This is a genomic window from Corynebacterium pseudokroppenstedtii, from assembly GCF_019754945.1.
Lineage (GTDB): Bacteria > Actinomycetota > Actinomycetes > Mycobacteriales > Mycobacteriaceae > Corynebacterium > Corynebacterium pseudokroppenstedtii.
The window spans coordinates 552,739-565,409 of the sequence record NZ_JAEUWU010000001.1; the positions used below are offsets into that span (position 1 = coordinate 552,739).

General features: G+C 55.7%; 10 protein-coding genes. 3 read left to right on the plus strand and 7 right to left on the minus strand.

Annotated features, from left to right (window positions below; genetic code table 11):
• Window positions 1-33 precede the first annotated feature (33 nt).
• Window positions 34-816 carry a triose-phosphate isomerase gene (tpiA, locus tag JMN36_RS02345; RefSeq protein WP_204088489.1) on the plus strand — a complete coding sequence of 261 codons (783 nt, stop codon included), beginning with the start codon at window positions 34-36 and terminating at the stop codon, window positions 814-816.
• A 94-nt stretch (window positions 817-910) separates the two neighbouring features.
• Here tpiA and JMN36_RS02350 read toward each other — a convergent pair whose 3' ends face one another.
• Window positions 911-1,918: a PI-PLC domain-containing protein gene (locus JMN36_RS02350; protein WP_221923786.1), complete on the minus strand. Its 1,008-nt coding sequence runs from the start codon at window positions 1,916-1,918 to the stop codon at window positions 911-913.
• A 178-nt stretch (window positions 1,919-2,096) separates the two neighbouring features.
• On the opposite strand from JMN36_RS02350, the gene secG reads away from it, so the two are divergent.
• Window positions 2,097-2,330, plus strand: a complete 234-nt coding sequence (secG, locus tag JMN36_RS02355) for a preprotein translocase subunit SecG (protein WP_012731604.1) — start codon at window positions 2,097-2,099, stop codon at window positions 2,328-2,330.
• A 216-nt stretch (window positions 2,331-2,546) separates the two neighbouring features.
• On the opposite strand, the gene pgl is transcribed toward secG, so the two are convergent.
• The 5 genes from pgl to tkt form a co-directional block, all read right to left on the minus strand.
• Window positions 2,547-3,395 carry a 6-phosphogluconolactonase gene (pgl, locus tag JMN36_RS02360; RefSeq protein WP_204088487.1) on the minus strand — a complete coding sequence of 283 codons (849 nt, stop codon included), beginning with the start codon at window positions 3,393-3,395 and terminating at the stop codon, window positions 2,547-2,549.
• Window positions 3,396-3,457: 62 nt separating this feature from the next.
• Window positions 3,458-4,654, minus strand: a complete 1,197-nt coding sequence (locus JMN36_RS02365) for a glucose-6-phosphate dehydrogenase assembly protein OpcA (RefSeq protein WP_204088486.1) — start codon at window positions 4,652-4,654, stop codon at window positions 3,458-3,460.
• A gap of 61 nt (window positions 4,655-4,715) precedes the next feature.
• Entirely contained in the window at window positions 4,716-6,197 is a 1,482-nt protein-coding gene (gene zwf / locus JMN36_RS02370; RefSeq protein ID WP_412728574.1) for a glucose-6-phosphate dehydrogenase, read from the minus strand.
• 330 nt (window positions 6,198-6,527) lie between these two features.
• Window positions 6,528-7,736: a transaldolase gene (gene tal / locus JMN36_RS02375; protein ID WP_221923832.1), complete on the minus strand. Its 1,209-nt coding sequence runs from the start codon at window positions 7,734-7,736 to the stop codon at window positions 6,528-6,530.
• A 74-nt stretch (window positions 7,737-7,810) separates the two neighbouring features.
• The gene (tkt, locus tag JMN36_RS02380; protein ID WP_221923833.1) at window positions 7,811-9,886 is read right to left on the minus strand and encodes a transketolase; all 2,076 of its coding nucleotides are present in this window, start codon (window positions 9,884-9,886) and stop codon (window positions 7,811-7,813) included.
• A gap of 425 nt (window positions 9,887-10,311) precedes the next feature.
• Here tkt and JMN36_RS02385 point away from each other — a divergent pair, with 425 nt between their 5' ends.
• Complete coding sequence (locus JMN36_RS02385; RefSeq protein WP_275414851.1) at window positions 10,312-11,337, plus strand: heme o synthase; 1,026 nt, start codon at window positions 10,312-10,314, stop codon at window positions 11,335-11,337.
• Window positions 11,338-11,526: 189 nt separating this feature from the next.
• Here the strand turns inward: JMN36_RS02385 and JMN36_RS02390 are convergent, their stop codons facing one another.
• The gene (locus JMN36_RS02390; RefSeq protein ID WP_046202298.1) at window positions 11,527-12,570 is read right to left on the minus strand and encodes a COX15/CtaA family protein; all 1,044 of its coding nucleotides are present in this window, start codon (window positions 12,568-12,570) and stop codon (window positions 11,527-11,529) included.
• Between the last annotated feature and the right edge of the window lie 101 nt (window positions 12,571-12,671).

Consider the following 12,671-nt stretch of genomic DNA (forward strand, 5'->3'; position numbering starts at 1 on the left):
CCCGGGGCTCACCTTTGTACGAAAGGACTGTTCATGGCTCGTAAACCACTTATTGCTGGTAACTGGAAGATGAACCTCAACCACCTTGAGGCCATCTCTGTGGTACAGAAACTCGCTTTTGCACTCCCCAAGGACTACTACGACAAGGTTGATGTCGCGGTCATTCCTCCGTTCACCGATATTCGTTCGGTGCAGACCTTGGTGGATGGCGACAAGCTGCGCGTCACCTATGGTGCTCAAGACATCTCGACCCACGATTCCGGTGCGTACACCGGTGAAATCGCTCCGTCGATGCTGTCCAAGTTGGGCTGCTCGTGGGTTATCGTGGGGCACTCAGAGCGCCGCGACTACCACTCCGAGACCAACGAGATCGTTGCTGCGAAGGCTAAGAAGGCTTTCGACGCCGGTATGACCCCGATTGTTTGTGTCGGTGAGTCTCTCGACGTTCGCGAGGCAGGCAAGCACGTCTCCTTCGTCGTCGACCAGGTCAAAGAGTCACTTGCCGGGTTGAGCAAGGACGAAATCGCAAAGTCTGTTATCGCTTATGAACCCATCTGGGCGATCGGAACGGGTAAGACCGCATCTGCCTCGGATGCACAGGAAGTGTGCCACGCTATTCGTGGTGCCCTCGCCGAGCTGACAGACGAGGAGACGGCGTCCTCAATCCGCGTCCTGTACGGCGGCTCCATGAAGACGGGCAATGTTTCTGAACTGATTGCTGAGCAGGATATCGACGGCGGACTTGTTGGTGGTGCTTCACTCGATGGTGAAGACTTCGCTAAGCTCTCTGCCCTCGCTGCCGACGGTAGCGTTTAAGACCTCTTCTGCCTACTCGGAGCAACGTAGCTCCGGGGGAGGCGGGTCACGGCGCTAACGCGAATGCTAGTTAGTGCTCGTGCTAGTCTTTGTACTAAAGCGCCGAATGAATGAGCCGGTGTGCTCCTCGTAAATTGTCGACACTCACCCAATCGAGTCCGGCATTGAGGAGCCACCGGCTTACTCGTGCATGGTGGGCGTAGGGCCACGTCGGAATACCCCATAACCGTGCCTGGCGCCCTTGCTCGTGTACAGAGGACACGAATTCCCTCACCGCAGCTTCTTCCGAGGCCGCGATAGTGCGGAAACCCCGCCACGCTGACAAGTGCGTGAAATCAGTACTCACGATGGGCATCAGCCACGTTGGAGGACAGGCAGCCAAATCTTCCGGGCGGCCATCGAGGAATACCCGACGATGGTGGTCTTTCGTCGGTGGTTGTGTCCACCATTCATCGGCCGCTCTCAGGCTATTTCCCGTCGCAATCAGAATCAGGCGTCGGGGGATAAATTTTTCCCCGGTCCATTCACTCAGCACATCCGAGTAGCGGGACGCGATAGCTTCGAGTTGTTTCAACGCAGGGAGCCCGGCCGATTTGATATCAACGTGGACACAAACCGGTTCCTCATTACCTGGTTGCGGAGTTGCCAGGGTGTTGCTGGTGTCATTGCTTTCAGTGGGGAAGAGGGGCCCTAGTCGCGCCATAGTGGCGAGTGGTTCGAGATAGTCTCTTTCTAAATCCAAACCCCGGCTTTTTTCTAAAACACTGTGGCCCAGGAGAAATCGCCCGCGGTACAGGGTGGCATCAGCCTCCACTGAGGCAAAGCCGCGGAGCAGTGCCTCGCGGAGAGGAAACCTGTGGGAACTGTCGTTATGCGCGTGTACATGGGGGAGGCGCTCTGGAAGATCCGCCGGCTTCAGCGGAACCAGGTAGCCGAGAGCAGCTCGTAACCCAGGCGGAATAAAAGGAAGTGCACCTACCACCCGCTGAAGATGCAACCGACGAATGAGTGCGTCGGCAATGGCATGTACGGTTACTCCAACCCCCTGAGCTGCAGCATGAAAGTGGTCCGTCAAAGAAAGTAGGCGAGCTCGAGTTCTCACAATCCCTATTATGCCTTCCCCTGTCCGCGAACGAATCTCGTGGGCCTTACGCAACCCAGTGCTGCGGCTTCATGTGACACATGGAGTGGGGCACATTCACTCCACGGCGTCAGTACGTTACACTGGTGTGGTTATTAACGGTCGGTGACATTACTTCCTGATTGGAGCACCCACACCAATGCATCTCGCGTTGCAAATCGTTTTGGTTGTGTTCAGCCTGCTCATGGGGCTGTTCGTCCTGTTGCACAAAGGCAAGGGCGGCGGACTGTCCAGCCTTTTTGGTGGCGGAATGCAATCCAATCTTTCGGGATCGACGGTTGCAGAGAAGAACCTCGACCGCATTACCATCGTCTGCGCAATTATCTGGTTAGCTGCAGTGATCGGTCTGAATCTACTTCAGGCGTACGGATAATCATCGACGGTTAGCCCTCCACGTTTTCCCAACCCTGACGAGCTTAAGGTGGGTGGAATCCAGCGGTGGATGAAATCTAGCGACGGCAACAATGCCGCGTAAAAGAGGCCCTATAGCGTATCACGCGAAGGGCCTACTTATTTTTGCCGACGGACACCGCAATCTTTATTCAGACCGAGTAGAGATGCGCTGTATTCGTCGGCAGTTTTTGGTGGCCTATGAAGATGGGTCCTGCAGCTGAGATAAGGCCGGTGCGTCGGCGTAGACGGCAGTATCTTCTTGCCCACGTGCACCCGCAGCTGGCCACATGTCTGCATCGTCGCCTGAGACTGCGTGCCCGAGGGCCTCAGCTTTTGCTTCACCAGCAACGACGAACCACACACGTGTCGATGAATTCAACGCACGGTGGGTGAGCGATAAACGCGTGGGCGGTGGCTTGGGGCAATCAGTTACCGATACGACGGTGTCATCGCTCGTCAACTCAGGCGTATGGGGGAACAAGGAGTTAATGTGCCCTTCCGGCCCCATTCCTAAGAGGTGGATGTCGAATCCATCGGGAGCGTACGTAGTGATGGTGTCCGCATACGATGCAGCAGCATCCTTGAGCTCCGCGACGTCGACGTTCCCACTGTGAGATCCTTCGGTCTCTCCATACGCGCTGTCGGATGATGGGGCAGGGAAGCGATGGAGATTCTCTTGCGGGATATCGATGTTGCTGAAGAGCGCTTCCGTTGCCTGTTTGTCATTCCGCTCCGGATGGTCTGCAGGCACCCAGCGCTCATCACCGAAGAACACGTGGACGCGGTGCCAGTCAATACCAGCGTTACCGGCTTCACTATCGATATACAGCTGGTGGAGGACCGCGATACCCGTGCTTCCACCCGTGACCACCAGCCGGGCGTACCCATCCGGGGTAACCCCGATGGTGTTACTAGCACCCTCACGTCCTTCCTGAATACTGACTATGACATTTTCAACATCGCGGGCTGCTCGCATAGCCACTTCTGCTTGATCTGCACACGCGACAATACGGACATCTGAATCAGAACAAGACTTTTCGCTCATCCATACGCCTTTCTTCTTGCGGTCTATCACACAACGATGGGGTTTATTGCACTGCCTACGGCCTATTCACGGTCTGTTTCGACGACAATGTCGTTCGCGTCGTCAGGCGAGTATGGTTCGTCTGAATCGAACGCGTCGACGCGGTGAACTCTGGATAGCCCTCGGAGAGCTTGTGCGTAGATGACATCTGGGTCAAGGTGACGCAACTCTTCCGCGAGGCAGTCAGCTGTTCCGCGTCGTGTGAGGGCGACGCGACTTTCGCGGCCTGATCCTTCGCGTGTGATCGTCAGCGTATGTGCGCTAAAGGTGCGGAGGATCAGATCGCCACTATCACGATGGATCGTCACGCTTTGCACGCCGATAGTCGGTCGACCTTCGGAATCAAGAGGCACCTTGGGCGAGTCCGTGGATTCACGGGTGACATTCATCCCTAAACGGTCCGCAAGCCATCCACCAGCTATATCAACGCTCGGGTCTTCCGATGGGCCAGCAATAGTTACTCCGCGGATGGGAGAAAACGGAGGCTGATCCAGTGCTGACGCTAAAATTCCACGCCACTGCGTGATACGCGACCAGGCAAGATCGGAATCACCGGGCGCATACGACGATCGGCACCTAAAGATCCCGTCTTCAATACTTGACGATAGGGAGTCAGTAATTCGTCGTCCGGCAAGACGACCGATCGGATCGGTCGCGGGGACTGGAGGACGGCTGGCCGGCCACCACGCCACAATCGGAGTGTCTGGCAACAGAATCGGCATCACAACGCTTGCGAGATGCTGACTAACAGCGCCATACAACTTCATGACGAGGACTTCTGCGGCACCAGCGTCGCCTCCCATGCGTATTTCGGCATCAACGCGCCCGCTGGACGTTACGTCGTCTGTGGCACTTGACTGCGCGGTTTCCTCGTCGGACGTTCCGGGTTGCGTCGTGGTGGGCATCGCGTCGAGAGCACGCTCAAACTCTTCGAGATTCTCATAGTCCGCAAGCCCAGTCTGCGAATTGCCGTTGTCATCACTATCAGATTGGCTCGCGGTTGAGGAGGAATCATCCGTAAGCAACACGAGAATACGAGACGGATGCTCCTGCGAGGCTTCATTTGCCGCCGTAATAAACGTTTCGTAATCGTCGTTAATTGACGCGACGATGATCAAAGTGAGTACACGGCCGGTCGTGACTTCGCCACCCGACTCACGGACGGTGACGAGGCGTTTAGAGATGTCGCGGGTTGTTGTATTGGGGAGGTTAATGATCATGCGTCGGTTTTCTCATTCCCTGAAAATGGAGCGTGTGATGTGAGGACGAGCGGTGATAGGTTTACGGGCGCCGCCAGGTGCGTCCTGACCGCGAAAGCATGCGATCAGCACTTTCAGGGCCCCACGTTCCCGCCGGATAATCGTCAGGACGTCCTCGTTCAGCCCAATACTTGACGATGGGATCAAGGATCTTCCACGAGAGCTCAACCTCTTCATTGGTGGGGAAGAGGCTAGCTTCATCCAAGAGAGCATCGAGGATCAGACGCTCGTAGGCTTCGGGGGATGCCTCGGTAAACGCCTCCGAGTAGGCGAAGTCCATGTTGACGTCACGAACTTCCATAGCGGAACCGGGGACCTTCGAGCCGAAGCGCATCAGCACTCCCTCGTCGGGTTGCACACGAATAACGACCGCGTTGGGGCCAAGAGCAGTCGTCTCATCAGCGTCGAAAGGAAGATAGGGCGCATCTTTGAACACCAAAGCGATTTCCGTCACTCGTCGGCCCAGTCGCTTGCCAGTGCGTAAATAGAATGGGACGCCCGCCCAGCGTCGAGAATTAATCTCCAATGTGCAGGCCGCGTAGGTTTCAGTTTTCGAGTCTTCGGCAAATCCTTCTTCATCACGAAGACCGCCGACAAATTCAGAGCCCTGCCATCCTGCGGTGTACTGGCCCCGGGCTGTCGTTTTGGAGAACGGGGGAACAGCACTGGTCGCTCTCAGAACCTTTATCTTTTCAGTCTGCAGATCGCGGGGCGTGAAGGCCAGAGGCTCTTCCATGGCGATTAACGCAAGAAGCTGGATGAGGTGGTTCTGGATGACGTCCCGCGCAGCGCCGATGCCATCGTAATAACCGGCCCGTCCGCCTAGACCAATGTCCTCGGCCATGGTGATCTGGACGTGGTCGATAAAGGATGCGCTCCACAGCGGCTCAAACAGCTGATTCGCAAAGCGCAAGGCCATAATATTCTGGACTGTTTCCTTGCCCAGGTAATGGTCGATACGGAAAACTGAGCGTTCAGGGAAAACGCTGTTGACAATGCGGTTCAGCTCTCGAGCTGATTCCTCATCATGGCCAAAAGGTTTCTCAATAACCACACGACGCCAACCGCCAGCACTATCTTTAGCGAGGCCTGATCGTTGAAGTTGGTGACACACGTTCGGGAAATAGGCAGGAGGAACAGAGAGATAAAAGGCCCAGTTTCCGGCGGTGCCACGAGTGTGATCGACCTCCGCCAGAGTTTCGGCTAACGCATCGAAGCACTCATCTTGGTCAAAAGTGCCTTTGACGAAGATCAGCCCCTCAGCCAGGCGTTCCCATACCGATCGCCTAAAGGGGGTACGAGATCCCACGCGAACGTCGTCGTACACCTTTTTAATGAAATCTTCTTTGGTCCAGTCACGACGGCCGTATCCCACGAGGGTGAATCCCGCGGGGAGCAGGCCGCGGTTGGCAAGGTCATATACCGCAGGGAGAAGTTTCTTTCGTGCTAGATCGCCTGTGACACCGAAGATGACGAGCCCACATGGTCCCGCGATCCTGGGCATCCGCTTATCCCTGGGGTCGCGGAGCGGATTAGTCCAGTTATCGGGAAAACCGCTAGTGTCCAGCAGGTTTTCATTGGACTCCACTGTCACCCGGTTGAGCTGCTCTTCGGCGGATGGCTCCTGATGAGCCGCAGCATGACCTTTGTTCACGTCGTTGTCGGTTTCTCCTTCTGGGGTGTAGGTCTGCCGGTGTGACGCGGCGGCCGCGTTGGGATTATTCACGGTCGATTGTCCATGCCTTTCTCATCAGGTCCTTGGTTGACCCCGACTCGGCAGTGTCACCATGCTGGGGGAGCAACAGCTACTTTCGGTAAACAACTCGCTGAGTGGTTAGCTGGATAAGCGAGAATCAATATTGGCGATCAATTCATTCCAACTATCCACAAATTTAGCGACGCCGTCATCCTCAAGCACATTCACCACGTCAGCGAAATCAATGCCCAGTGATTCGAGATCGTCAAAATATGCTCGGGCGTCATCTCCTGTGCCAGTGAGCGCGTCCCCGTGAACGCCACCATCGGATTGAAGAGCGTCCAGCGTCCCCTCTGGCATGGTGTTGACGGTGCAAGCACCGGCAAGCTCAGTGACGTACAACGTGGGTGTGTAATCCGGGTTCTTTACGCTGGTCGACGCCCATAGCGGCCGTTGGACGTTAGCCCCCGCACCCGCAAGTTTCTGCCAACGCTCAGCCTCTGACGAGAGATCGTTGTTATTGGCAGCGGCGCTGGTTTCAACGTCGTCGCCTCCGAAAACACGACGGAATGCTTCATAAGCTAGCTGCGCATTATGAATACCCGCCATTCCCTTGAGCGTCTCTACATCACCAGATGCGGTTGGTGCGATATCAGCAAGTTTATGATCGACGGCACCATCGACCCGAGAGACGAAGAAACTAGCCACGGAGTGAATAGAGGACAGATCCTCGCCGGCCGACTGAGCGCGTTCAAGACCGTCAATGAAGGCCTTGATGACTTCCTTGTATCGCTCCACTGAGAAAATAAGGGTGACGTTCACGCTTATTCCCGCGGCGATAGTATCCGTAATCGCCGGTAGAGCTTGCTTTGTCGCAGGAATTTTGATCATCACGTTGGGTTTTCCCACGCGATCCCACAGCTCTTTAGCCTGTGCCACCGTTTTCTCAGGGTCATGCGCATAACGGGGGTCGACCTCAATAGATACGCGTCCATCTTGCCCCTGCGATGCCTCATATACATCTTTGAAGGCTTCGCAGGCATCACGGACGTCGTCGATAGCCATATCAAAGACCGCTTCCGACGCCGAACGCCCCTGCGAACTCAGAGTCGCTAGCTGGTCGTCATACGCGGTGCCAACAGTCATGGCTTTCGAAAAGATCGCCGGGTTCGTCGTCACACCGACGATTCCCGCGTCGGCAATGAGCTCGTTCAGATTCCCAGAGTTCAGACGATCACGAGAAAGGTCATCGAGCCACACCGACGTGCCTGCGTCGGCTAGTTGACGGACATTCTCATTGGCTGAGGAGGGGAGATACTCGGAGGGAAAACTCGAATCGCCTCCCAGTACGTGGGGTGCGTTATCAGAGGTCACGATCAAATCCTTTCATCACGTAACGCGCAGATATGACGTAGATGGTCTTAGTTCTCTACAACAGAGGTGGCAGCATCGACGACGGCGTCGACGGTAAAGCCGAACTTTTCAAAGAGCTCACTAGCGGCAGCTGATGCTCCGAAGTGTTCAAGGCTGACGGCTTTACCGTGCGAACCGAGAAGCTGATACCACGGCATTGCGATGCCCGCTTCCACTGATACGCGGGCGGTGACGTCGTGAGGAAGGACTTCGTCCTGATATGACTTGTCTTGTTCCAAGAACCAATCCATACATGGCACGGACACAACACGTGTTGCTACACCGCGAGACTCCAAAACTTTGGCAGCCTCGACAGCGAGCTGGACTTCCGAACCCGAGGCCATCACGATGACCTGTGGGCTTTCCGCCGACTCACGAACCAGGACGTACGCGCCACGACGGACACCGTCCCGAGCGAGTTCCTTGGTTCCCTTCATCACGGGTAGGTTCTGGCGGGACAATGCCAGCGCTTTAGGTCCTGCCGGCGAATCAATCGCTGCTCGCCATGCGGAGACAGTCTCATTCGCATCGGCAGGACGCACGACTGCAAGGCCGGGGATGGCGCGCAGGGCAGCAAGATGTTCCACAGGTTGATGAGTGGGGCCGTCTTCGCCCAGCCCGATAGAGTCGTGTGTCCACACGTAGTACACGTCAGTCTTCATCAACGCAGCCAAACGTACTGCAGGGCGCATGTAGTCGGAGAAGACCATGAAAGTGCCGCCATAGGGGCGCGTCGGCCCATGGAGAGCAATCCCGTTGAGAATAGAACCCATCGCATGCTCACGAATACCGAAGTGAAGCACCCGGCCATAGGGTTGCGCATTCCATGAATCAGTAGAAATGGTCGACGGGCCGAACGAATCCGCATCCTTAATAGTTGTGTTATTCGATCCGGCTAGGTCGGCAGAGCCTCCCCACAGCTCCGGTAGGGTCGCACCCAGCGACTGAAGAGTGAGCTCCGAGGCTTTCCTCGTCGCAATTCCGGAACCATCAGCCTCCCACTCGGGCAAATCAGCATCCCAGCCATCGGGAAGTTTCCGGGCGAACAGGCGATCAAATAGGGCTTTCCGATCAGGATTCTCCTTGGCCCACCGGTCAAAGTCGGCCGACCAGGCCTCATGAGCGCGGGCACCTCGTTCACGGAGTGACCGCGTATGAGAAAGAACGTCATCAGAGACTTCAAAGGTCTGATCAGGATCGAAACCTAAGATGCGCTTAACGGCGGCAACTTCATCATCACCCAGTGCTGCTCCGTGAACAGCGCCGGAGTTCATCTTGGTGGGGGACGGATAACCGATAACGGTTCGAACGCGGATGAGCGTCGGACGATCAGTTTCGCGCTGAGCTAACGTGATCGCGGCTTCAAGCGCCTGAATATCTTCACCGGACTCGACATTAAGAACTTGCCATCCATAGGCTTCATACCGGGCACAGACGTCTTCATTGAACGCAATCGTCGTATCGTTCTCGATCGAAATGCGGTTGTCATCCCAAAAAGCGATGAGGTTGCCGAGTTTCTGCGTCCCTGCAAGTGATGACGCCTCGCTGGTCACGCCTTCTTCAAGGTCACCGTCGGAAGCAATCACATAAATGAAGTGATCGAAGGGTGACTGTCCTGCCGGAGCATCAGGGTCAAAAAGCCCTCGCTCGCGGCGAGCGGCCATGGCCATACCGACGGATGAGGCCAAACCCTGCCCGAGGGGACCGGTCGTAATTTCAATCCCTGCCGTATGCCCGTACTCCGGATGGCCGGGAGTCAAGGATCCCCAGGTACGGAGCTGCTTGAGGTCGTCGAGCTCTAGGCCAAATCCGCCCAAGAAGAGCTGGGCATAAATAGTCATCGAACTATGCCCACAGGATAAGACGAATCGGTCGCGGCCTACCCAGTCGGAATCCGAGGGGTCATGGCGCATTGTTCGCTGGAACAAGGTGTAGGCCAGGGGAGCCAAGCTCATCGCCGTGCCGGGGTGACCGGATTTTGCCTTCTGAACAGCATCTGCAGCTAAGACGCGGACTGTGTCGACTGATCGCGAGTCGATCTCATCCCAGTCTTTGGGGAAAGCTGGTTCCACGGCTCTGCGGATATGGTCGGGAACGAGCTCCCGAGCTTCTGCATATCGCTTGATGACTGCCGAAGTCTTATCAATCACCTTCTGATCACCTTTCTGTGCGCGTGCCGTAGACATGCTTACCGTCTAAGTACCGACCGCTAAGTTGGTTCCCGCTGAAGCAACATTCCCGCGGAATAAAACTCCTCGGAGTAAACGAACACCAGTTTAGGCTGAAGTTTCATCGCGGTCTACGAAGCTATTCAAAGGGTATCTTTGCAGGCTCTCATGCCCGCCTCAGGCACCCTCTTCAGAGGGGCAGCGCGGCCTGATGGAACACGGCGCCTCCGAGCCCCGTCGGTGTCGCGTGTTCAGGATGGAGTTTCTTCCTCACGTAAAAATCCCGTGGCAAGTCAACGAATAACATCGCGATTGTTAGACTAGGGCGGTGACTGTCCTAAATATGGTCATGGCTACGACGCACAGATGCCCATCACCAGTGCCGAGACAAGCATGAACGATCAGTCAGCGATGAGGACTGTCAGCGGACATGGAGGAAAAAGAGGCAAGTGGAGAAGATAAAGGCGTATGTGGCGCTTACGAAGCCACGGGTAATTGAGCTTCTCCTGGTCGCAACGATTCCCGCCATGCTTCAGGCGGATCGCGGTACTATCCACCTCTGGCTCATTTTGTTAACGCTTGTCGGGGGATGGATGGGAGCTGCGGCTGCCAACTCTTTCAACATGATCGTCGATAGCGACATTGACAAGGTTATGAAGAGGACGCAGAACCGTCCCTTGGTGGACGGACGGCTGACTCTTACGGAGGCCAAGGTTTTTGCCTCATCGATGACTGTGCTGAGCTTTTTGTTTCTCACATTCTTGTGCCATTCGCTCTTAGCAGCAGTTTTCGTGATGCTGACCATCCTCTTTTATATCTTCGTCTACACGAAATGGCTGAAGCGCCGGACCTGGCAGAACGTGATTTGGGGCGGGGCAGCAGGGTGCATGCCCGTCATTGTCGGCTGGGCAGTTATTGCTGATAACACGTCTAATCATTCGGTGACTGGATGGCTACAAGCAGTCGCGCTATTCATGATCATCTTCTTCTGGACACCGCCGCACACGTGGGCTCTAGGTATGCGATATGAAGAGGATTATCGCGGCGCCGGGGTGCCCATGATGCCAGTAGTGAAAACGCGAGCTCAGGTTGCGAAACAAATACTTCTCTATACCTGGCTTACTGTCCTCACCTCCTTCACCCTTATTTTCGCCTCTGGGTGGTTTTACACTCTCACCGCAATTGGGGCAGGGGCATGGTTCATTATCAGTGCCACTCGCCTCTACAAGCGAATTTCTACTGGTAAACCAGTAAAACCTATTCGGTTATTTATTTTGTCGAATAACTACTTGTCGTTGTTATTCGTTGGTCTCTCCATTGATGCGGTGATCAATTTACAACCGCTTCACGAAGTTCTCGGTTTTTAAGGTCTGATCACCGAGCACAATCATCTATACAACAAAAAGAATTCGCGTAGTAGACAAAGCAAAGTCCGCCGGGACCCCCGATACACATAAACCAGTGACACCTCCACGGGGAGGTGGGGAGTCCTCGGCGGACAAGAGAATGATCAACGGAAACCGCCAATGCGCAGCGGGCTTCCTAAAATCTTTAGCCTAAATCCTTGGGGCAGCGCGCCGTTTGCCCTGTGCCCACAACACAGCTGTCACAGCACAAATCACACCAGAGCCAATAACGTGAAGCGGAACAGTCCACCGCGGAACACCCAGCCAGTACTGGACGATGCCAACCCCAGCCTGAAGAACAATCAAGACGACCAACCATTGTGTCGTCTTCATGATGGCGCGGTCAGCTCGAACAGTGAGAAGCCCAAACAATAAACCTGCTACGAGGCCCAGGTACAGGTACATCGCGTGCGCATGCAGGTGTGCCATCAGATCAAGTGGGATTTGAAGGCGGGAATCGGCCGGAACCTCCGAGTCGCCTGCGTGAGGGCCAGCACCCGTCACCATGGTTCCTGTGATCAAGGTGATCCCCATGGCGATGGACGACATGAGAGCCAGCCACCGCAAAGGCTGCGGGTACATCACCTGAGCTTTACCGTCGTCGGGTTCATCGATGCGAACCCACAGCAAGGCAGCCAGCCACACGAGCACCATCGAGGGCAAAAAGTGCAGGGCAACCATCCACCACGCCAGATCAAGGTGCACGGAAATACCGCCGATGACCGCCTGGGCTATCACACCGATTCCTTGGATGAACGCCAAGACGATGATTTCTGAACGCCGTTTGGCACGCGACACCGCGAGAAACGCCAAAATGACGAAAATGGTCAGAACGAAGGTGAGCGTGCGGTTTCCGAATTCAATGAGCTGGTGAACCCATGGGATTGATCCAGATTCTGGAACCAGCGATCCCGGTTGGCACTCGGGCCATGTCGGGCACCCCAGCCCTGAAGCTGTCACACGAACAATCGAGCCCGTGAATGTGATGCCGATCTGGGCAATTAACAACGCCAGTGCAAACAATCGCTGGCGGGCCACAGTACACACAGGGAAGCGGGTACGACGAGCAAAGGAATAGCAGCCGCGGACGAATCCTCCTGCCGTCGATGGAGGAGTAGTCGCATCTTCACGGGAGCCGGGACCTAATTGTGTCGGTTCGTCACGCCGAGCATCATTAGTCTGAATTGCACTCACGATTCTCCAGCCTACAGCCCGCACGTCGAACACCACGATCGCACACACGTGGGGTTATTCACGAAAATGCTCACGCGAAGTTGCAGGTCTCCGATCATCCA

What these genes read in the sequence shown, in the direction of transcription:
- tpiA (WP_204088489.1), top strand. Translation starts at nt 34, where the DNA reads ATGGCTCGTAAACCACTTATTGCTGGTAACTGGAAGATGAACCTCAAC.
- secG (WP_012731604.1), top strand. Translation starts at nt 2,097, where the DNA reads ATGCATCTCGCGTTGCAAATCGTTTTGGTTGTGTTCAGCCTGCTCATG.
- pgl (WP_204088487.1), bottom strand. Translation starts at nt 3,395, where the DNA reads ATGAGCGAAAAGTCTTGTTCTGATTCAGATGTCCGTATTGTCGCGTGT.
- JMN36_RS02365 (WP_204088486.1), bottom strand. Translation starts at nt 4,654, where the DNA reads ATGATCATTAACCTCCCCAATACAACAACCCGCGACATCTCTAAACGC.
- zwf (WP_412728574.1), bottom strand. Translation starts at nt 6,197, where the DNA reads ATGCCCAGGATCGCGGGACCATGTGGGCTCGTCATCTTCGGTGTCACA.